This window comes from Mesorhizobium sp. M1338 (genome assembly GCF_040318045.1).
Classification (GTDB): domain Bacteria; phylum Pseudomonadota; class Alphaproteobacteria; order Rhizobiales; family Rhizobiaceae; genus Mesorhizobium.
Genome location: NZ_JAMYLL010000043.1, coordinates 18643 through 40335, shown reverse-complemented (window position 1 = coordinate 40335; position 21693 = coordinate 18643). Strand labels below are relative to the sequence as shown.

At 61.5% G+C, this 21693-nt stretch carries 20 protein-coding genes; 8 read left to right on the top strand and 12 right to left on the bottom strand.

All coding sequences use genetic code 11. The features are described from left to right. Positions 1-23: 23 nt before the first annotated feature. From NKH19_RS26455 to NKH19_RS26430, 6 genes are all read right to left on the bottom strand, one after another. Positions 24-1433 (bottom strand): protein kinase domain-containing protein, encoded by a 1410-nt coding sequence (locus NKH19_RS26455; RefSeq protein WP_352871209.1) that lies wholly within the window; start codon positions 1431-1433, stop codon positions 24-26. Between the two features lie 20 nt (positions 1434-1453). Continuing rightward, the gene (locus NKH19_RS26450; RefSeq protein WP_352871208.1) at positions 1454-2194 is read right to left on the bottom strand and encodes a metallophosphoesterase family protein; all 741 of its coding nucleotides are present in this window, start codon (positions 2192-2194) and stop codon (positions 1454-1456) included. Between the two features lie 340 nt (positions 2195-2534). Beyond that, the gene (locus NKH19_RS26445) at positions 2535-3731 is read right to left on the bottom strand and encodes a mandelate racemase/muconate lactonizing enzyme family protein (RefSeq protein ID WP_352871206.1); all 1197 of its coding nucleotides are present in this window, start codon (positions 3729-3731) and stop codon (positions 2535-2537) included. Positions 3732-3788: 57 nt separating this feature from the next. Next, positions 3789-5144, bottom strand: a complete 1356-nt coding sequence (locus NKH19_RS26440) for a mandelate racemase/muconate lactonizing enzyme family protein (protein WP_352871204.1) — start codon at positions 5142-5144, stop codon at positions 3789-3791. A gap of 57 nt (positions 5145-5201) precedes the next feature. Continuing rightward, a complete protein-coding gene (locus NKH19_RS26435) occupies positions 5202-6365 on the bottom strand; it encodes a mandelate racemase/muconate lactonizing enzyme family protein (protein ID WP_352871202.1) in 1164 nt (387 codons plus the stop codon). Between the two features lie 52 nt (positions 6366-6417). After that, complete coding sequence (locus tag NKH19_RS26430; protein WP_352871200.1) at positions 6418-7128, bottom strand: GntR family transcriptional regulator; 711 nt, start codon at positions 7126-7128, stop codon at positions 6418-6420. Positions 7129-7342: 214 nt separating this feature from the next. Between NKH19_RS26430 and NKH19_RS26425 the strand changes: the two genes are divergently transcribed. From NKH19_RS26425 to NKH19_RS26395, 7 genes are all read left to right on the top strand, one after another. Then, complete coding sequence (locus NKH19_RS26425) at positions 7343-8821, top strand: ABC transporter substrate-binding protein (RefSeq protein WP_352871198.1); 1479 nt, start codon at positions 7343-7345, stop codon at positions 8819-8821. A gap of 65 nt (positions 8822-8886) precedes the next feature. Further along, positions 8887-9846, top strand: a complete 960-nt coding sequence (locus NKH19_RS26420) for a carbohydrate ABC transporter permease (protein ID WP_352871196.1) — start codon at positions 8887-8889, stop codon at positions 9844-9846. Next, on the top strand, positions 9843-10733 hold the full coding sequence (locus NKH19_RS26415) for a carbohydrate ABC transporter permease (protein ID WP_352871194.1): 891 nt from the start codon (positions 9843-9845) through the stop codon (positions 10731-10733). The genes NKH19_RS26420 and NKH19_RS26415 overlap by 4 nt, the downstream gene beginning before the upstream one ends. Positions 10734-10743: 10 nt before the next feature. Further along, entirely contained in the window at positions 10744-11841 is a 1098-nt protein-coding gene (locus NKH19_RS26410; RefSeq protein WP_352871192.1) for an ABC transporter ATP-binding protein, read from the top strand. Positions 11842-11874: 33 nt separating this feature from the next. Beyond that, positions 11875-13038 carry a mandelate racemase/muconate lactonizing enzyme family protein gene (locus NKH19_RS26405; protein ID WP_352871191.1) on the top strand — a complete coding sequence of 388 codons (1164 nt, stop codon included), beginning with the start codon at positions 11875-11877 and terminating at the stop codon, positions 13036-13038. A gap of 21 nt (positions 13039-13059) precedes the next feature. After that, complete coding sequence (locus tag NKH19_RS26400; RefSeq protein WP_352871189.1) at positions 13060-13803, top strand: ribonuclease activity regulator RraA; 744 nt, start codon at positions 13060-13062, stop codon at positions 13801-13803. Between the two features lie 69 nt (positions 13804-13872). Continuing rightward, a complete protein-coding gene (locus NKH19_RS26395) occupies positions 13873-14226 on the top strand; it encodes a YybH family protein (protein ID WP_352871187.1) in 354 nt (117 codons plus the stop codon). 114 nt (positions 14227-14340) lie between these two features. Here NKH19_RS26395 and NKH19_RS26390 read toward each other — a convergent pair whose 3' ends face one another. Beyond that, a complete protein-coding gene (locus NKH19_RS26390; protein ID WP_352871185.1) occupies positions 14341-14643 on the bottom strand; it encodes a DUF982 domain-containing protein in 303 nt (100 codons plus the stop codon). 335 nt (positions 14644-14978) lie between these two features. Here NKH19_RS26390 and NKH19_RS26385 point away from each other — a divergent pair, with 335 nt between their 5' ends. Then, positions 14979-16436, top strand: a complete 1458-nt coding sequence (locus NKH19_RS26385; protein ID WP_352871184.1) for an NCS1 family nucleobase:cation symporter-1 — start codon at positions 14979-14981, stop codon at positions 16434-16436. A gap of 81 nt (positions 16437-16517) precedes the next feature. On the opposite strand, the gene NKH19_RS26380 is transcribed toward NKH19_RS26385, so the two are convergent. From NKH19_RS26380 to tpiA, 5 genes are all read right to left on the bottom strand, one after another. Beyond that, positions 16518-17057, bottom strand: a complete 540-nt coding sequence (locus tag NKH19_RS26380; protein WP_352871183.1) for a DUF1697 domain-containing protein — start codon at positions 17055-17057, stop codon at positions 16518-16520. A 21-nt stretch (positions 17058-17078) separates the two neighbouring features. Then, positions 17079-18716: a CTP synthase gene (gene pyrG / locus NKH19_RS26375; RefSeq protein ID WP_352871181.1), complete on the bottom strand. Its 1638-nt coding sequence runs from the start codon at positions 18714-18716 to the stop codon at positions 17079-17081. A 136-nt stretch (positions 18717-18852) separates the two neighbouring features. Next, complete coding sequence (locus NKH19_RS26370; protein WP_352871180.1) at positions 18853-19971, bottom strand: L,D-transpeptidase; 1119 nt, start codon at positions 19969-19971, stop codon at positions 18853-18855. 211 nt (positions 19972-20182) lie between these two features. After that, positions 20183-20647: a preprotein translocase subunit SecG gene (secG, locus tag NKH19_RS26365; protein WP_352871179.1), complete on the bottom strand. Its 465-nt coding sequence runs from the start codon at positions 20645-20647 to the stop codon at positions 20183-20185. A 170-nt stretch (positions 20648-20817) separates the two neighbouring features. Next, complete coding sequence (gene tpiA, locus NKH19_RS26360; RefSeq protein ID WP_352871177.1) at positions 20818-21585, bottom strand: triose-phosphate isomerase; 768 nt, start codon at positions 21583-21585, stop codon at positions 20818-20820. Positions 21586-21693 lie beyond the last annotated feature (108 nt).

Here is a 21693-nt window from a genome sequence, read left to right as displayed (position 1 = left end):
ATCTCTGTCAACATCGATGCGCATCAAAGCGGCTGCCGCCCTTGTTCCTCGACTGTTTTCAACCGGACGACTGAAACGGAGCAAAGGGCCTGTGCAACGACTTTGGTCGAGACGCTGCCGAGGTGACGGCGGATTACCGACGACGCTCGGGCTCCAACGACGATGTGTCCGACGTCATTGTGCTCGGCGTAGTTGAGAATCGCATCGGCGGGACTGACCGCCTCAAGCACGTGATAGCTGATGCGGTCTTCCGGCAGATGCAGTGGACGAGCCCAATCCTTCATCGCGACGAGCCGCTTCAGGTAAACTGAGCGCCCGGTCTCATCCGCTGCCGGCGTCCCGCCGATGATTTCGGTTTTCAGGACCGTCACGCAGGCCAACCAGGAATCCTCTCGCGAGGCAAGCACGCGGGCGGTTTCGTTGAGAACCTCGCCTGCCAGCGCATCGCCGCCATTGGCCAGATCGACCGCGGCAAGGACAATTGAAGGGCCGGCGTGTGTCCTCGACGAGGTCGACCTACCGACAAGCGATCTGTCATCGGTCTTGCGAAACAGCTTGGCGATGGCGGCCCACAGCCCCTCGTCCCGGGGCTTGCGCTTGGCAATCACCACCTGATCCGGGTTCTTCAGATCGGACAAAACATGCGCCGCCTCGGTATATCGTTGAGACCTGTCGACCTCCATGCATCGCAGGATGATGGCCTCCAGCCACCGCGGAACGGTTTCGTTGATGTCTCGCGGCGGCTTGGGCGCATGATAGAGCCTGCGCTTCATTCCCGCGAAAGTCGCCGGTCGCCCGAACGGCTCCTCGCCCGTAGCCAACTGATAAAGGATGCAACCCAGTGCGAACAAGTCGCTCGCGGGATCGGATCGTTCGCCAAGCACCTGTTCCGGCGCAATATAGGCGGCGGTGCCCATCGGCACCGAGCTTTCCGCGCCGAGAAGATCGGGAAGCTCTGCATGCCAGGCGAGCCCGAAGTCGAGAAGCACCGCGCCGCGCTTGGCGAGAATGATATTCTCGGGTTTGAGATCGAGGTGAACGACCTTCTGCCGGTGCAGGGCGGCGAGTGCCCTGGCGATCTCGGTGCCGATCGTTGCCACCTCGTCCACAGGCAGCGGTGCGTTGCCAACGATACCCGCCATGCCCGAACCGGCCACGAACTCCATGGCTATGTAGGGAACCCGCGCCAGGCTGCCGGATGCCGCGAAACGCGGCACATGCGGTCCCGACAGCCGTTTCAGGATCAGTTCCTCCGCCTCGAAACCGAGGATGACCGAAACATCCCCGCCCGGGTCGAGAAAGGGTATCTTCAGCACAAGCGGGAAATCATAGCGCGGATTGGTCACCCGCCACAGCGATGCCATTCCGCCGGATGGCAACTTTTCGACCAGCTCGAACCCATCGATGACTGTCCCCGCCTCAAATCGTTGCATCAAATATGTCTCCTCGAAGCCTAGCGGCCGATCCTCAGGCGCATGCCAAGCCATCCAGGCAGGCCGGCGGCCTGGATCTTGCGGCCTGTCTCTTCGTGATCATAGGGAACACGCACCATCGTGACCTCGCGCCGCTCCGTGTCGATGAGAACAAAGCATGCCGCCGGGTTGCCGTCGCGCGGTTGACCGACCGCCCCGGCAATCACAAGGTGCCGCCTCAGTTCGGACAATGGCGCCGCCACATTGTCGAGCGGCTGGAAATGCATCGGCCGGCGCCCGGGCAGCGTGTAGTAGATGGCCGGAATGTGCGTATGGCCACAGAAAATGAAACGAGCATCGGTTGAAGACAGGCAGCGTTCCGCCGCATCCACGTCACGTATATAGGGCCATTTTCCTGGCCGTTCCGCGCTGGCGTGCACATAGAGCCGGTCTTCAGATTGCAGCGAAAGCGGCAACCGCGCCAGGAAATCGAAATGCGCCGGAGCAAGGCATTTGCGGGTCCACTGGACAGCAAACCGCGCATTCTCGGTCATGTCGCTTAGGTCCCGCGCCACCGCCTCATCGTGGTTGCCCATGATGCAGAGCGCGCCTTGCGCCGTCAGATCGGCAGCCCTCTCGACCACGTAGATGGGGTCGGGACCGTAGCCGACCAGATCGCCGAGCAATACCAACTCGTCTGAACCACGTTCGTGAACAACCTCCAGGACCGCGTCGAATGCCTCGCGATTGGCATGGATGTCAGACAGTATTGCAATGCGCATTCAACGTCATCCCAAGCACCGGCGAAACATAGTACGGCGAATACAGCGAGTGATTTGACCCTGCTCAAGGCCCGCGCGCGATCACCGGGAGGGTCTCCGACATAGTGGAATGTGACCTTCGACTGTGCGGACATCGGGTACTGGCGCCATATAATCTCTGCCGGAATATGATGCCAGTAAGGCAGGGCGCCGCGGATCAGAAGACCAGCATCTCCCTGGCCACGGCTTTCTTCATCCGCGGGGATGACAAGCACATCGATCCCTGAATTTCGGGCCTTTACTACTTGTTCGCCACGCAGGTTGCCATCAACATCGATCGCAACGGTGCGCGATCGTTTATTCAGTCGAAGAAACCGGCGTCCTCTTCCCTAAGATACTTCTTCGCGCCTGCGGCATCTATGTCGAGGCCCAATCCTGGAGCTTCGAGCAAGTCGATCAGCGAATCCTTCACGATCCGCGTCGGCAGGCCGACAACGATATCCTCCCACCAAGGGTCGGAGGCGCTGGGATATTCGAAGGCGATGTAGTTGGCGGGCAAGGTTGCGCAGACATTGATAAGCGCGCCGAGGCCCAGCAGGCCATTCGCCGTGCCGTGCGGCGCCATCATGATCGAGTGCATGTAGGCATGCTCGGCCACCCATTTGAGCTCGGCGATGCCGCCTATGTCGGCGGGGTCCGGACCAATGATGCGGACCGCCTGCGTCTCGATCAGTTCCTTGAAGTTATGACGCAGGTAGATCTGCTCTCCCGTGTGGATGGGGGTGGACGTGGATGTCGTGAGTTCGCGGTAGGCCTGCGGATTGACCCAGGGCACGTAGTCGCCCGTCAGCATGTCCTCCAGCCACATCAGATTGTATTTCTCGACTGCCCGCGCGAAGCGGATCGCGTCCGGAAGGAACCAGCCAGGGCCACAATCCAGGGCTAGAGAGACCTGGTCGCCGAGCACCTCTTTCATGGCGACGACGCATTCGATCATATGCGCCATGCCGCGCTCGCTGATCTGCCCTTGGTCCATCGCCCCATGATAGGTCGGCGGCTGACGGACGCCATAGTGGAAGTCGGGCACGCTCGTCTTCATGTTGGAGTGGAAGCTGATGCCCTGCTTGACCATGAAGAAGTTCTCGGGCCGCTCCATCATCCATTTGACGTCTGCCGCGTAGTCCTCGGGCTTGTCGCCGGTCCTCTTTTTTCGGATGGAGCCGTTATAGACCCGAACCTTGTCGCGCACCTTGCCGCCGAGCAGCTTGTAGACCGGAACCCCGGCCGCCTTGCCGGCGATGTCCCAGAGAGCGTGCTCGATGGCGCTGACGGCGGCACCGTAGGGCTTGAACGAGCCCCGCTGGCGGATCTTCAGCATGCAGCGTTCGACGTCGGTTGGGTCCTCGCCGATCAACGCCTCACGGAAATGCAGGACCCAGGGCTTGAGATATGGCTTGGTGTATTCAACCTCGCCGAGGCCATGAAGGCCTTCGTCGGTGACGATGCGGACGATGGGATGTTTGCCGATGACGGCGCACCGGAGATCGGTGATCTTCATGCTTCCCCTTTCTTGCCTTCCCTCAAAAGGTGGGCCTTCCCTCGAGATGTGAGGCGGTCAGCTCCAGGTCCGGTCCCACGAATATTCGTCGTCCCAGTGATCGGTCGGCTGCCAGATGCCTTTGATCCCTTCCTGCAGGTGTTGGCAGATGACTTCATCAACCACGTCGTCGATGCCCAGGCCCGGCTTGTCGGGCACGGTGATGAACCCGTCCTTGACCAGCGGCTTGGGCAAGCCCGTGACGATATCGTCCCACCAGTCCACTTCCACGCTGTGATATTCGAGCGCCATGAAGTTTTCCGTGGCCACCGCGACATGCGCGGCGGCCATCGCGGCGATCGGGCTTTCCGCCATGTGAATGGCCATGGCAACGCCATGGTCCTGCGCCGCGTCACCGATCTTCTTGGTCTCGAGTATGCCGCCTGACGTAAGCAAGTCCGGGTGGATGACCGAGATGCCTGCGTTGAGCAGCGGCTCGAAGCCTTCCTTGAGGTAGATGTCCTCACCCGTGCAGATGGGCACGGACGTTGCCTCCTGCAACCGCCGATACTGCTCGGCGTGCTGCCAGGGGATCACGTCCTCAAGCCAGGCCGGTGCGTATTTCTCGATCCGCCGGGCGAGACGGATGCCGTCCTGCAGCGAGACGTGGCCGACATGGTCGATGGCGAGCGGGATCTCGTAGCCGATCACCTCGCGGACCTCGTGGATATACTGATCGAGCAGGTCGATGCCCTTTTCGGTGAAGTGGAGGCCCGTGAAGGGATGCGGCACGTTCTGCGCGTCGTAGGCGAGATTGCGAGCCTTGCGCTCTTCGAGGGATGCGCCACGGCCGCGCGGGTTGGCGTAAAACCCTTCGAGCGCGCCGGCGGGAGCGGCCACGGCGCCCGGGACATGGGCGATCTGCATCAAGCCAAGGTCCATCTTGAGGAAGGTGAAACCGCGGTTCACGCGCTCCTTGAGGCGCTTTCCGGTTTCAGTGCCGCTCGGTTTCTCGGCATCGGTATCGCAATAGACGCGCACGTGATCGCGAAACTTGCCGCCAAGCATCTGGTATATCGGCACGCCATAGGCCTTGCCCGCGAGATCCCACAGCGCGATCTCGACTGCCGAGACACCACCACCCTGCCGCCCATGGCCCCCAAATTGCTTGATGCGGCGGAACAGTCGGTCAATGTCACAGGGATTCTCGCCCAGCAACCGGCTCTTGAGCATCAGCGCATAGGTCGCGCTGGCGCCGTCGCGCACTTCGCCCAGGCCGACTATGCCCTGGTTGGTGTAGATCTTGAGCAGCGCCGAGGTGAACGGCGCGCCGACGATTTCGGCTACCCGCATGTCGGTGATCCGAAGGGCGGACGGCTTGGAGTTGGTGTTCACCCGATTGAGCGTTTCGTCGGCGCTGCCTGTATTTGGCATGGCTTATCCTCGTTCTGGTCGGCGGGCTTGTTAGCCACATGCCCGCACAGGTCGTTGCTAGCCCAATTCAATCTCATGGGCCTGCAGGTAGTCGCGGTCCATCTCGATACCGAGACCAGGCGACGACAGCTTGAGGCTGCCGTTCGACACGTCGAGTGGTTTGTCGATGAGATGATCGTATTTGCCCAGGTTCCACTCTGACGTTTCGAGCTTGTAGAAATTGGGAACGGTCATCATCACCTGCGCTCCCGCGACCACGTTGATCGGCCCTGCGGCGTCATGTGGCGAGACCGGGATGTAGTAGGCTTCGCACAGGGCGGAAATCTTCTTGAGTTCGGTAATGCCGCCGGTCCAGGTAACGTCCGGCATGATGTAGTCAGCGAGCCTGTTCTCGAGCACCGGGACGAAATCCCACTTCGTATGGCCGCGCTCTCCCCACGAGATGGCTGTGCTGACCTTCTCACGCACCTGCTTGAGGGCGTTAAGGCTCTCGGGCGGACAGGGTTCCTCAAACCAGTCGATCTGTCCGGCTTCCTCGAGACTCCGACAGAGGCGAATGGCGGTGGGAACGTCGAAGCGGCCATGCGCGTCGATGAGAATGTCGACATCGGGCCCCGCCGTTTCGCGGATCAAAGCCGTGAGTTCGGCGGCTTCGCGTTCGTCCTTGCGGTTCATGCCGCCATCGAGGTAGCCGTCCCGCTGTTCGCGGGATAGGCCGTCGGCGCTGCGACCCTGGTGGGGGAATGGATCGAACTTGAGCGCGGTGTGTCCGGACTCGACGATATCCAGAATCTCACGGACCACGGCTTCCTTGCTGGTGAATTTGGCCTGGTTGGGATGGGTGTAGAGCGCGATTTCATCGCGCACCGGTCCGCCCAGCAACTCGTATATCGGCTTACCAAGGACTTTGCCCCGGATGTCCCAGAGGGCGATGTCGATGGCGCTCACGCATTCGACGGCGGCGCCGCGGCTGCCCATGTAGGTGAAGCTGCGGAAAATCTTGTGCCAGAGATGCTCGATACGCGCTGGATCCTCGCCTGTCACGGAGACACCGATCTGCCGAAGGATCGTGCAAAGGGCGCGGTTGGCGAGCCTTGTGGTGGTGGTGATCTCTCCCCAGCCACTCACCCCTTCGTCGGTCGTCACCTCGACGAACAGGAACTCCCCCCAATAGGATGCATCGGACCTGATCAGCCACGGCCGAACGCTCGTGATTTTCATCTCAATTTGCCTCGATTGAAATAGTCAGGCCACGATGTTTTGGACTGGGCATCTATCCAGCCCGAGCGGCGTTGCGCGCACGCATCTGTTCGAGAACGTGCCGGCCGGAACCCTCGACGTGGCGGGAAACGAGTTCGGCCGCCTTGTCGGCTTCTCCCGCCTTTACGAGCGCGATGAGTTCGCGGTGTTCACGCATGATGGCGGCCCGCCGCGCGAGCGTGAAATTGAAACGCCGGCTCACGGCTCGCAGCACTTCGCGATGCTTCCACCAGAGCTCGGCGGCATGGCGGTTATAGTGACGCTGGTACATCACCGTGTGGAAGGCGGTATCCAGCTCACTGTGCCGGAAAGTGTCGGCGAAGTTGTTTTCTTCAATCAGGCCTTGGAGACGTTCGAGTTCGGCAATGTCCTCGCCGGTAGCCATATTGACAAACCATCGCGTCAGGGCTGGCTCGATCAGGACACCGATCTCGTAGATATCCCGGACAAAATCCTGATCTATGGGGCGGACGCGCGCCCCGCGGTTGGCGACAAAGGTGACAAAGCCCTCCCCACGCAACAGCTGCAGCGCCTCGCGCACGGGGTTGGTCGAGGTGCCGTGACGCCGGGCGAGATCGGTGACCACAAGCCGTTCGTTGGCGGCAAGCCGTCCCTCGATGATGTCTTCCCTGATCCGTTCATAAAGCGAGGCGCCCTCGCTGGAGGCCCCGATGGGATCAATCCCCGCAGGCGGCATGGCTTTGAAATCGCTTGTTTCGGCCAAGGCCGGCTCTCCAAATTAATACACATCTTGCCCGATATCACACACGACTTTCGCAAACAATGTACGATCCGGTGCGTTGACAGGCAATCTATGATCTGAAAACGTACTAAGTGATCGATGGGGTACATAGAGCCGAGACGACTCCCCGCGGTCGACAAGCAACGACCGCTTTGCCTCGGCCCAAGAGCGGCATGGGAGAACCAGGAGGATACCTATGACGAGGATTACACTCGGCAGTGCGGTCCTGCGCGGCACTGTCGTCCCTGTGCTGGTAGCATCGCTGATGTCCACATCGGCGCTGGGCGCGCCGCCGGTCGACCTGAGCAAGTGGTCGCCCGAATATGTGCGCTCCATCGCGGGCACACAGGATTTCGACACGGCGGCCGATTGCGCCAAGGTCACCCCGCTCGACTACAAGGGGCGACTGACTTTCTGGTATCAGGGCGTGTTCGAGGGCGACCCCGACCTCCTGCGCCAATACTACAAGGATTTCTTTGAGACCTTCCGTAAGACCTATCCGAACATCCAGCTCGAGGATCAAGCCCTCACCTATAACGACCTTCTCGACAAGTTCCGCACGGCGCTCTTGGGCAACGCCGCGCCGATGGCGGTGCGCCTGCAAATCCTGGGTGGTACCGAGTTCGCCTCAAAGGGTTACTTGGAGCCGCTCAAGCCCGAGGATGTGGGGTACTCGGCCGAGGATTTCTGGCCCGGCGCCATGAAGGCCGTGACCTGGGAGGGCGTGACCTACGGCATCCCGACCAACAACGAGACGATGGCGTTCATCTGGAACGCCGACATCTTCAAGCGTGCGGGGCTCGATCCGGACAAGGCTCCGGCAACCTGGGACGACGTCGTCAAGTATTCCAAGCAGATCCATGACAAGCTCGGCATTGCCGGCTACGGCCTCGTGGCTCGCAAAAACGCCGGCAACACGCCGTATCGCTTCATGCCACAGCTGTGGGCCTATGGCGGCGGCGTTTTCGACGAAGCGGCGGCGAACCCGACTTATGACAAGGTCGAGCTCGATAGCCCGCAGAGCAAGGCGGCGCTGCAAGCCTCGTACGACATGTATGTTCGCGACAAGTCGGTTCCGGTCTCGGCGCTCACGAACCAGCAGGCCGATAACCAGCCACTGTTCGTCGCCGGCCAGCTCGGCATGATGATCTCGCACCCGTCCGACTACAATGTGATGCTGGACCTGCAGAAGAAGGCGACGGGCACCGACAAGGACAAGGCCCAGACCGTCATCGACAACATGCGCTACGGCCTCATTCCGACTGGCCCCGACGGCAAGCGCGCCGTCGTGTTCGGCGGCTCGAACATTCACATCCTGAAGCCCGAATATGTCGAGGGCGGCAAGGTGGACGAGCCGGCCGCGAAGGCTATCATCTGCATGTGGACCAGCCCGGAATGGTCGTTGAAGATGGCTTACGCAGGCTCGAATCCGGGCAACCTCAATGGCTTCAAGACCAAATGGATGAAGGAGCGTCTGGACAAAATCAAGTTCCTCGATGTCACGACCTCGATGCTGCCATACGGCATCCCGTTCCCCGCGCTGCCGCAGTCCCCCGAGATCATGAACATCATAATCCCGGATATGCTGCAGAATGCCCTGACCGGAGCGATGACCGTCGACCAGGCGGCGGAGGACGCGGCCAAAAAGGTAAAGGACTTGATGGGCGGACTCTAGTCCGAGCCTGACCGGCTGCGCCGATCGTGCAGCCGGTTCGTTCCGAAGAATAAGGGCACGCCACAGTGACGATCGTGACCGGCAAGGCCGAGGCTCGCCGAAGATTGCAACCCGTTAGGGCCGGCGTGCCGCGGAAGATATGGGAGCATCGCGCTGACTACGCGTATGTGCTCCCTGCAATCGCCGTAATGCTCATCGTCATTGCCTATCCGATCTACTACACGATCGAGCTGTCCTTCTTCAAGACGCCGCCTGGCCTGCAGCTCCGCGACAAGAGCTTCGTCGGCTTCGATAACTACACGGCCATCCTCACCAGCGAGGTGTTCTGGAAGGTCACCTGGAACACGCTGATCTGGACACTGGGATCCACATTCATTTCCTTTGCACTGGGGTTTGGCGCCGCGCTGGCGCTCCACCGCGACTTTATCGGCCGTGGTGTCCTGCGCGCCATCCTGATCATTCCGTGGGTCATCAGCGCGGTTGCCGCCTCCTATATCTGGAAGTGGATCTATCATTCGGACTTCGGAATCATCGGCGCGGTGCTGGTCGGCCTCGGATTGGCCGACCGGCCGCCGAACTTCATCGACAACGTCAGCACGGTGCTGCCCTCGCTGATCGTCGTCAATATCTGGCGCGAGTTTCCGTTCGCCATGATCATGATGATGGCCGGTCTGCAGACAGTCCCCGAGCAGTTGCTGCGCGCAGCGGAAGTCGACGGGGCCAATGCATGGCAGCGCTTCTGGCACGTCACTTTCCCGCACTTGCGCAACGTCTCGACGGTGACGATCCTGCTGCTCGCAGTCGCCAACTTCAATTCCTTCATCATTCCTTGGATCATGACGGGAGGCGGGCCATCGAACGCGTCGCATATCTGGATCACGCACATTTATGAGCTCGCCTTCGGCCGCCAGCGCTGGGGCGTCGCTTCGGCTTATTCGGTGCTCCTGTTCCTCATCCTGATGGCGCTCGGCTATTTCTATGTCCGCGCGTTGAGCGGCAATGAAGGGAAAGAGGGGAACTCATGAGCGCGACCGCCGAGTCAGCTCCTCGAGGCCAGACCCGTCGCCGCGTGCGCGTCGACGGATGGCGATGGGCCGGGCGCATGTTCCTCGTGTTCATGCTGCTTTACACCGCGGTGCCGATGATCTGGATGCTGATCACCTCGATCAAGTCCGGATTCGCGGCGACCCAATTTCCGCCTCAATGGTGGCCGGATGAGCCTACCCTCGCCAGCTACCAGAAGCTGCTCGATCCCCAGAGCAGCGTCGGCCAGGACTTTCTCCGCTTCTTCTGGAACAGCCTGTTCGTATCGACCGTCACGACAGTCCTTTCGGTGATCGTGGCTGTTCCTGCCGCTTACGCGTTTTCGCGCTTCCGTTTCCCCGGCCGGAACTTCCTGTTCTTCGCCGTGCTGCTGCGCAACATGTTCCCCGCGGTGATCTTTCTCGTGCCGCTCTTCATCCTGATGCGCATGCTTGGGCTGGTGAACACACATGGCTCGCTTATCCTCACCTATCTCACCTTCGGCCTGCCGCTGGCAATCTGGCTGCTCAAGGGGTTCTACGACAACATCCCGGTCCAGCTCGAGCAGGCGGCACGCATCGATGGAGCGACGCGCTTCCAGGCCTTCATCCTGATCGTGATGCCTCTCTCGACGCCCGGCATCATCGCCACCGCGATCTATTCCTTCATCGGCGCGTGGAACGAGTACATCTACGCCTACACCTTCCTCTCCAAGAACGACCAATTGACCCTGCCGGTCGGCATCCAGCGTTTCTTCTCGGAAAATACGACGGACTTTCCAGGCCTGATGGCGGCCAGCTTTATGATGAGCGTGCCCGTCGTGGTGCTGTTCCTCATCCTGCAACGATACTTCGTACGCGCCCTTACAGAAGGCGCGGTCAAGCACTAGGGAGTTGCCGATGGCCCACGTGGTCCTCAAAGATCTCGTCAAGACCTATGGCGGCTTCAAAGCTGTCAACGACGTTTCACTGACCGTCAATGACGGCGAGTTCGTTGCGCTCGTCGGCCCTTCAGGCTGCGGCAAGACAACCACGCTCAATCTCGTCGCGGGGCTGATCCCGATCACATCGGGCGACATCGTCATCGGGGACCGGGTGGTCAACGATCTCGACCCTAAGGACCGGGACATCGCAATGGTGTTCCAGAACTACGCGCTCTATCCGCAAAAGTCGGTCTACAAGAACCTGGCGTTCCCGCTGCAGATGCGCAAACTGCCCCGGGACGAGATCGACAGGAAGGTCAAGGAAGCGGCGCGAGTGCTCGACATGACGCACCTGCTCGAGCGCAAGCCGCGCGAACTTTCGGGTGGGCAGCAGCAGCGTGTGGCGCTCGGCCGCGCCCTCGTCCGCGACCCGGCGGTGTTCCTCATGGATGAGCCGCTCTCCAACCTCGATGCCAAACTGCGCGTGCAGATGCGGTCGGAGATCAAGCGCTTCCACCAGGATCTCAAGGCGACGATCATTTATGTGACGCACGACCAGCTCGAAGCCGTGACCATGGCCGACAAGATGGCGGTGATGAACGGCGGCTACCTGCTACAATACGATTCACCGGCGCAGGTCTTTGCCCATCCGGTGAACATGTTCGTCGCCAGCTTCATCGGCAGTCCGGCGATGAGCCTTATTCCGCTGGAGGCGTCGACGGCAAACGGCAACACTGTGTTGAACGGCGCGGAGGGCTGGAGCCTCGAGCTGTCGCAACTGAACGCGCGCAAGGTCCAGAGCGCGACCACCAAGAAAATCGTGCTCGGAGCGCGACACTCGACGATCAAGCTGCACAAGAGCACAGTCCCCGGTGCCATTCCGGCCAAGGCCTATACGGTGGAACCAACAGGGGATGTGACCTTCGTACAGGCGTTCCTCTCCGGCGCCATCGTCAACATCAGCGTGTCACCCAACATCGCCGTCGCACCTGACGAGCAGATCTGGCTCGAGTTCGACCAGGAGCGGATGCATCTGTTCGACGGCGAAACCGAAATGGCCCTCAGGGCCGACTGAGACAGGGCGGATGCGTGTGGAACGTGGGCGTGGATGACTACGAAGCTTAAGATCACCGCGATCAAGCCCTATCCAGTGTGGGTAGGAACGCGCAACCAGATGCTGGTCAAGGTCGAGACCGATCAAGGCATCTTCGGCTGGGGCGAGAGCGGCTTGAGCGGTCGCGAGAAGGCCGTGGCCGGCGCGGTCGAGCATTATCGCGAGTTCCTCATCGGCCGCGATCCCATGCGGATCGGGCGGATCTGGCAGGAGGCCTATCGCAGCCAATACTTCGAGGGCGGGCGGGTCCTGCAGGCGGCGATTTCCGCCATCGACATCGCCCTGCATGACATCAAGGGCAAGGCGCTGGAAGTGCCGGTCTACGAGCTGCTAGGCGGCAAACAGCGCGACCGCATCCCCACCTTCGCCTCGATCGGCGACGAGGCCGAGGGCGATATCGCCATCGAACGAGCCCGCGAACTGCGCGCACAGGGGTGGCAGGCGGTCCGCTTCTTCCCCGTCGGGCAGAACAGCAGGGACATCTTCGAGCCCCGCGAGTCGATCGGCGCTACCGCGAAGATGCTAAACAAGGCGCGCGAGGCGCTGGGCGACGAGGTCGTCCTCGGCCTCGACTATCATCATCGGCTGTCGGTGGCAGAGGCGGTGAGCTTCTGCAACAAGCTCGGCCGCGGCGTGCTTGATTTCCTCGAGGAGCCGATACGGGACGAGACGCCGGAGGCCTACGAATCCCTGCGCACGATGACCGACATCCCCTTTGCCATCGGCGAGGAATTTGCCAGCAAGTGGCAGTTCCTGCCCTACATCGAGCGCGGCATCCACCAGTTCAACCGGCTCGATGTTTGCAATGTCGGCGGGCTTACCGAGGCGATGAAAGTCGCTGGCTGGAGCGAGGCCCACTATGTGGACCTGATGCCGCACAATCCCCTTGGTCCAGTTTGCACGGCCGCGAGCGTGCATCTCGCCGCCGCGGTACCCAACTTCGCGTGGCTCGAGACGAGGGCGCCTGAAATAAAGCTGGGCTTCGACAATTCCGACTTCTTCCCCGTGCAGCCCCGGCTCGACGGGACCGATTATCCGGTCAGCGAGATGCCGGGGCTCGGCGTCGAGGTCAATGAAGAAGCGGTCAAGGCGGAGAGTTCGCGTTTCTGGGAAGCGCCTCACCTTAGGCGCCGCGACGGTTCTGTCACGAACTGGTAGTTTGCTTCAACGGAGTCCACAATGACGCATTCCCTCGACATCACGCGGCCGCCTAAAGATCTGATCGACGCGCTCAAGGAGATCGGCGCCGCGACCGTTGCCGGCACACTTGGCCACATGGGCTTCCGCAACCCGCACATGATCGGTCCGATGGCACAGAACCACGGGAAATCGATCGTCGGGCCGGCGCTGACACTGCAGTTCATGCCGCAGCGGCCGGACCTGTTCACCGAGGGCGAATATGCCGATCCGGAGACGCAACTGCACCGGCACGTGCTCTATCACGCGCAAGAGGGCGATGTGGTCGTGGTCGACGCGCGCGGCGACATGAGCTCGGGTGTCTTCGGCGATATGATGTCGACATATTTCAAGGGCAGAGGCGGCGCGGGCATCGTCATCGATGGATGCATGCGCGACCGGCCCAATGTCGAAAAGCTCGATCTGCCCCTATGGCTGCGCGGCTGGACGCCAAACTATCATGTGCAGACCAGCATCTATCCGAATGCCGTCAACGTTCCGATTGCCTGCGGCGGTGTCACGGTGATCCCCGGCGACATTATCGTCGCCGACGACGACGGCGTGGTGGTGCTTCCCGTCGCAATGGCCCCGCAGGTAATCGAAGAATCACAGAAGCATCACGACTGGGAGGAGTTCTCACGAATGAAGCTATTGGAGGGCGGTCCGCTGCAACGCTACTATCCGCTGCATGACGATGCCCGCGGCGAATATGAGGAGTGGCGCAAAACCAATCGCCTGATGGATTGACGTGGAATCACCAGGGCACGGGCGCAAGTTTGCGGCAGGATTTTCGTTCGCGGATTAGCGGAGGTCAGCATGAACGCAGAGAGAAAGCCTGTCTACGACCCCCAGCAACTGGAGCCCTTGCTGATCTCGCGGCAGCACGCGGGCGACGTCGACGGCATGATCGCTCTGTTCGAACCCGATGCGGTGATCGACCGCGGTGGCGGACGGTTGCTGCGCGGCAGGCAGGCCATTCGCGGCTACTATGTCGAGATCGTCGCGTCAGGACGAAAGTTTGCCGTAGGCGAGCAGCGGCCGGCGCTCATTTGCGGCGATCTCGCGCTTACATCGACCCGACTTCCCGACGGTGGCGTGACCAGCGAGGTAGCCCGGCGGCAAGGCGATGGCAGTTGGCTTTGGGTGATCGATCGCTATTCCGTGACTTGAGATAAGGCATTGACTATGGGCCAGCTCGTTTGGCTTGCCTCCTCGCCGGAGGCGCATAACAAACCCTGCCACGGCCATCACGGGGCGCAGCTTCGAGGTCAACAGATCCGGCGCCTACCGCCTCAACGCCTGAACGTTTTCCGTGTTTTCGCCACCGATCGGCAGCGCCATGTCGTCGTCCAGCAGACGGGTGATGCGGGCAAATCCGGCAAAAGCCTTCCTCGCTTCCTCGGCCGACATGTTGCCGGACAGAGCAGCGGAGCAGCAATTCAAGGCGCACTGGTAAACCGGTCCGCGCCGCCCTGTTGGCCACTTGCGCAAGAACACCATCGCTTCGGCAACGCTGTCGATTTCCTGAACTGGGTATCCCAGCCCGGGCGCAAGGCGCACGGGCGTGAAGAAATGCAAGCGATCCATAAGTTTCCTCCCGGCCGATCGCCTCCGCTCAATCGAACCCCATTAAACTCCCGAATGGGCATTGGGTTCCAGAAAAAAGATGATCCCGCATAAAAAAGCTTGATGGCGAGAAACGGGCAGACTTCGGCCCGCGTTTCTCGCGACAAAATCGGCGAAATTCGAATCGCCGTGGAGGCACCCCGGCTGCAGCTTACTCCTGCCGATAAGCGCGGTTCTTATTGAATATCTTTAAGGCCAAAGCCGGCAAATAGGTTGCTTGTCGGTTCCCCTGCGTCAGGCTTACCCTGCACGCGGCCAACGCGTGAGGGCGCGTGCTGCAAAAGGGGAACATTGCAATGACAATACAAGGTGCTTCACCTGATCTGTACAACGAGGATCTGGCGCCAGCCAAAATTCGAAACTGGGGACCATTCTCGATCTTCAACGTCTGGACGTCGGACGTTCACAGCCTCTGGGGCTACTATCTGGCCGCCAGCCTGTTTCTGTTCTGTGGCGGCTTCGTCAATTTCCTCATCGCCATCGGCATCGGCTCGCTGATCATCTACGCGCTGATGAACATGGTCGGCTATGCCGGCGTAAAGACCGGCGTGCCCTACCCCGTGCTTGCCCGCGCCTCTTTCGGCATCTGGGGCGCCAACATACCGGCACTGGTGCGCGCGGTGGTCGCCTGCTTCTGGTATGGCGCGCAGACCGCCGCCGCCTCCGGCGCGATCGTGGCGCTGCTGGTCCGCTCGCAATGGTTTGCCGATTTCAACGCCAACACGCATTTCCTCGGCCATACCGGCCTGGAGGTGATCTGCTTCGTGGTCATCTGGGCGCTGCAACTGCTGATCATCCAGAACGGCATGGAGACGGTGCGCCGCTTCCAGGATTGGGCAGGACCGGCAGTCTGGGTGATGATGCTGATCCTGGCGATCTATCTCTGCGTCAAATCCGGGAGATTTGCCTTCACCAGCGACATCCCCATGGACGTGCTGCTTGACAAGACCAAGGATGCGGGCGTGCCCGGCACGCCCGGCTCGTGGACCTCGCTGTTTGCGGTGGCGGCGATCTGGGTCACCTATTTCTCGGCGCTTTATCTCAATTTCTGCGATTTCGCCCGTTACGCGCCGGACAAGGCATCGCTGCGCAAGGGCAACATCTGGGGCTTGCCGATCAACCTGATCCTGTTCTCGCTGGTCGCCGGCGTCACCACCATTGCCGCCTTTGACGTCTATGGCGAAGTGCTGCTGCATCCCGACCAGATCTCGGCGAAATTCGACAGCTGGTTCCTGGCGGCGCTCGCAGCCTTGACCTTTGCGGTTGCAACGCTCGGCATCAACGTGGTGGCGAACTTCGTCTCGCCGGCCTTCGACTTCTCCAACGTCTTTCCCAGGCAGATCGACTTCAAGAAGGGCGGCTATATCGCGGCCGTGATCGCCCTGCTGCTCTATCCCTTCGCACCATGGGAAGGCAGTGCCGCTTCCTTTGTCAACGTCATCGGCGCGACGATGGGGCCGATCTTCGGCGTGATGATGGTCGACTACTATCTGATCCGGAAGGGTGAGGTCGACGTCGAGGCGCTCTATCGCGAGGACGGCGAGTTCCGCTTCCAGGGCGGCTGGCACGTCAACGCCTTCATCGCCGCCGGCATCGGCGCCATCTTCTCGTCGATCCTGCCGAACTTCACCAACTGGCTGCCGTCCTGGTGGGGCGTCTATGGCTGGTTCTTCGGCGTGGCGATCGCCGGCATCATCTACTACGTCCTGCGCACCGCCGCTTTGAGCGCCGGAGCGAAGACGGCAAAGGCTTGAAATGAGGCAGTAGGTGCTAGGGAGCAGAGAACCGCTTCCCTACTGCCTACTGCCTACTGCCTACTGCCTACTGCCTACTGCCTACTGCCTACCGTCCACCATCTCGGCCAGTTTGCGCACCGTGTTCCAGTTGCGCGATGTACCGATGCCCAGACGCTTGTGGCTGGTTGCCGTCAGAAGCCGTGAACTGGCGCGCGAGAAGACAATCCAGATATCGCCGCCGACGGCCTGCATCTTTTCGTCCTTGCCGACATAGGATTTGAGCGCCGCGATGGCTTCGTCGGGCACGGGCTGGCGCATCACCCGCACCGCCACCTGATCCGCGGTCGCATTCGATTCGTCCGGAAACGGATTGCCGGCGGCAAGCTTCAGCCAATCGTTTGCGGTGCGCACGATGATGTCGACATGCTTGCCAAAGGCTTTTTCAAACGCTGCCTCAAGCCGCTTTTCGAGCGTGGCGATCGAGGTCTTTTCACTCTCGAAGACCAGATTACCGGTCGCCACCAGCGTGCGCGGGTTCTTCAGCCCGAGTTCTTCGGCCATCGCCTTGAGGTCGGCCATGACGACCCGTCGCCCCTCGCCCAGGATGATGCTGTAAAGCAGCGCGACATAGGTCTGCATGGTCCGACTGGGCTATGGGAGCTACACCAACCGGCTCTGCTCCACCGCCGCCTCGATGAAGCTGGCGAACAGCGGATGCGGGTCGAGCGGCCGGCTTTTCAGTTCCGGGTGATACTGCACGCCGATGAACCAGGGATGATCGGGATACTCGACCGTTTCCGGCAGCACGCCGTCGGGCGACATGCCGGCAAACACCAGGCCGCAATCCTCCAGCCGTTCCTTGTAGTCGACATTGACCTCGTAGCGGTGGCGATGACGCTCGGAAATCTGCGTGTCGCCATAGATCTCGGCAATCTTCGAGCCCTTGGCGAGCTCGGCCTGATAGGCACCGAGCCGCATCGTACCGCCGAGGTCGCCGGTCTCGCGGCGTTTCTCCAGCATGTTGCCTTTCAGCCATTCGGTCATCAGGCCGACGACCGGTTCCTCGGTCGGACCGAACTCGGTCGATGACGCATGCTCGACGCCGGCGAGCGACCGGGCCGCCTCGATGCAGGCCATCTGCATGCCGAAGCAGATGCCAAAATACGGCACTTTTCGCTCACGCGCGAACTTCGCCGCCAGGATCTTGCCTTCCGAGCCGCGCTCGCCAAAGCCGCCGGGAACCAGGATGCCATGCACCTTTTCCAGCCAGGGCGTCGGATCCTCCTTTTCGAAGATTTCTGATTCGATCCAGTCGAGCTTGACCTTGACGTGATTGGCCAGGCCGCCATGCGAGAGCGCCTCGATCAGCGATTTGTAGGCATCCTTGAGGCCGGTATATTTGCCGACAACGGCGATGGTGACCTCGCCCTCCGGATTGTGGATGCGGTTGGACACCGCCTGCCAGGGCTCCATGCGCGGCTTCGGCGCCGGATCGATGCCGAAGGCGGCCAACACCTCCGAATCGAGTCCTTCCTTGTGGTAGGCCATCGGCACATCGTAGATATGCGGCACGTCGAGCGCCTGGATCACGGCACTTTCGCGCACATTGCAGAACAGCGACAGTTTTCTGCGCTCTTCCTTGGGGACGGCGCGATCGGCGCGGACCAGCAATATGTCGGGCGCGATGCCGATGCCGCGCAGTTCCTTGACCGAATGCTGGGTCGGCTTGGTCTTCAGCTCGCCGGCCGTCGGGATGTAGGGCATCAGCGTCAGATGGACGTAGACGGCGTTGTTGCGCGGCAGGTCGTTGCCGAGTTGGCGGATCGCTTCCAGGAACGGCATCGCCTCGATGTCGCCGACCGTGCCGCCGATCTCGCACAGCACGAAATCATAGTCGTCATTGCCGTTGAGGACGAAGTTCTTGATCTCGTCGGTGACGTGCGGAATGACTTGCACGGTGGCGCCGAGATAATCGCCCCGCCGCTCGCGCTCGATGATGTTCTTGTAGATCCGGCCGGTGGTGATGTTGTCCTGCTGATTGGCGGAGCGGCCTGTGAAGCGCTCGTAGTGGCCAAGATCAAGATCGGTTTCCGCACCATCGTCGGTGACGAAAACCTCGCCATGCTGGTACGGCGACATCGTGCCCGGATCGACATTGAGATAGGGATCGAGTTTTTTTATGCGTGCGCGATAGCCTCGCGCCTGCAGGAGAGCCCCAAGGGCCGCTGCGGCTATGCCTTTTCCAAGTGAGGAAACCACGCCGCCTGTGATGAATACATATCGCGCCATGGGAGTCATCGCTTAACGCGGCCGGATTGATTCCGCCAGAGAAAAAACCACCGCGAAGGTTTTTTCCCAAGAAGGCGCTTGGGTCGTGAACAAGCAAAACAAAAGGGCCGGCTGAGCCGGCCCTTTCGGCAGGATGACGAAAACGTCAGATGATGACGACCTTGGTGCCCACCCTGACGCGGCTGTAGAGGTCCATGACGTGCTCGTTGATCATCCGGAAGCAGCCATTCGAGGCGCTGGTTCCGATCGACTGCGGCGCGATGGTGCCGTGGATGCGCAGATGCGTGTCCTTCTTGCCGTCATAGAGATAGATGGCGCGCGCGCCGAGCGGATTCTGGCCACCGCCAGGCATGCCGTCCTTGTACTGGCCGTAATGCTTCGGCTCGCGCTTCTGCATGTCCAGCGTCGGGATCCAGCGCGGCCATTCCTGCTTGTCGCCGACCGCGACCGTGCCCTTGAACTGCAGGCCTTCGCGGCCGACCGCGATGGCGTAGCGGCGCGCGGTGGACGACGATTCGACGAGGTAGAGGCGGCGCGCGCTGGTGTCGATGACGATGGTGCCCGCGGCGTAGCCGCTGAATTCCACGTCCTGCGGCACGAATTCCGGCTTCACCTTGAACAGCTTCTTGGCTTCCCTCTTGGCGAGAGCCTGGTCAAGAGCCCGCGTCTCGGGGAGATATGAAATCGACGAAGAGGACGAGGTGCCGCCGAAGAGGCCGGCGAACAGACCGCCGCTGCTCGGCTGCTTCTGGCCGATAACCTCACTGCGCAGCTCGCCATTGTTGCCGGTCAAGGCAACGTTCATCGCCTCCGCCGGAAGCGGCTCGGCCGATTGGATCGGTTCGATTGGCTCGATGATCTTGGCAGCCTGCTTCTTGGCCAGCTTGGCATCGGCCACCTCGGTTGCCGGCGCGCTCTTGCCCTTCTTGGCCAGGAACGCCTGACGTTCAGCGTCGGCCTTGGCCTTGGCCGCCTCGCGCATCGCCAGTTTCCTGGCTTCGAGCGCCTTGGCTTTGGCGGCTTCCTTGTCGGCAACGATCTTGGCCTCGATCTTCTTGATCTGGGCTAGATCGTCCGGTGTCGGGTTTTTCTTCTTCTTGAGAAGCTTCAATTGCGTCGCATCACTTTTGACGGCGACGTTGATGGCGGAGGTTGTTTCAACCGAAGGCTGTGCGGCCATATTGGCCAGAACGCCAGCGAAAGCGGGGGAACTCACGCCGAGTACGGCGCAAAGTCCAAGGAAAATGAAGCTGCGAAGCTGCATGGCGAAGATCCGATCGTTCTATGCTTGTTGCCCACGGCGTCGCCCAGCGCCCCCCAAGGGCGCCGGAAATGCCGCGCGCAATCTATAGTCGAATAAGCGCGGGGGCCTCAAGCGCGAGGCCGCGCCTCATCCCATCGAATCTTCGTGATCTTGCTGCATTTGCCGCGACTGTGTTCAAACGACCACAGATCGCGGCTTCAGGCGCCGAGGACTACTGGTTCGGAACCTGCGGGGTCGCCGGCGCGGCGGGAGCGGCGCCATTGGTTGCCGGCGGCGTCGAACCGGCGGCAGGCGCCTTGGCCGGGGCAGTCGCCGGAGCCGCGGCGTCGTTGCCGGATGGCGGCGTGGTGGTGCCTGCGGGCGCCGGGGTGGTCGTGCCGGGCAATTGGTTGAGCACACCCTTGCCTGCACCGTCCGATGTCGCCGGCACGCGGTCGAGGATGTCGATCGGCTTCTCGCCATAGCGGGCGACTATCGACAGTGTCAGTGACGTGGCGAAGAAAGCGGCCGCCAGGATCGCCGTCGCACGCGTCAGCGCATTGGCGGCACCTCGCGCGGTCATGAAGCCGGATCCGCCACCGATGCCAAGGCCGCCGCCTTCGGAACGCTGCAGCAGCACCACGCCGACAAGGGCGAGCACGACCATGAGATGGATGACGATCAGTACGGTTTCCATAGTTTATCCTGGCAAGGCCTTGCCCGGCCGCGGACACGACCGGTGAATTGGAGGCGGCTCAATACAATGCTTTGATGGCATTTCCAAGCCCGTGGCCGGAATATGGGAAGCAACGCCTTCTTTGCAACGATTTCCAGCGCCGGGAGCCCCATCCGGCGTGGCGAATATCTTCAACCGATATTGCGATAAGCCTCGGCGATGGCAAGAAAATCCGCCGCCTTCAGGCTGGCGCCGCCGACCAGCGCGCCGTCGACATTCCTGACCCCGAGCAGTTCGACCGCGTTGGAAGGCTTGACCGAGCCGCCATAGAGGATGCGCACCTTCGCCGCGACGCTGCCGAGCTTTTCCGACAGCTTTTCGCGGATATGTGCGTGTGCTTCGGCCACATCGGCCGCGGTTGGCGTCAGGCCGGTGCCGATCGCCCATACCGGCTCATAGGCAATGATGGTGTTGGACGGGGTGGCGCTTGGCGGCACCGATCCGTCGACCTGCCGCGACAGCACGTCGAGCGTGGCGCCCGCTTCACGCTGCTGCTGGGTCTCGCCAATGCAAATGATCGCCACGAGTCCGGCACGCCAGGCGGCGGAGGCCTTGGCCTGGACCGTCGCGTCATCCTCGCCGCGCTGCTCACGGCACTCGGAATGGCCGACGATGACGTGGCTGGCGCCGGCATCCCTAAGCATTTCCGCCGAGATGCAGCCGGTGTAGGCGCCGCTCTCCCTGGTGTGGCAATCCTCACCGCCGGCATGCACCGGTGTGCGCGACAGGATCTCAGCGGCGTGGGCAAGCAGGGTTGCCGGAACGCAGACCAGCGCTTCGGTCTCGGCATCGAGCCCACTCATGAAACCGTTGCCGATCATCCTGAGCTCGTTGAGCGAGGCACTGGTGCCGTTCATTTTCCAGTTGCCGGCGACAAGCGGGCGAATTCCTGGCGTCATGGTTTGCTTCTCCGGGCGATATCGGGCTCTGGCCCTCACTACCAAAATCAGCCCACAAAGCAATCGACAGTGGACCGGAAGGGCGCTATTGCGCTTGTTTCAGACTCG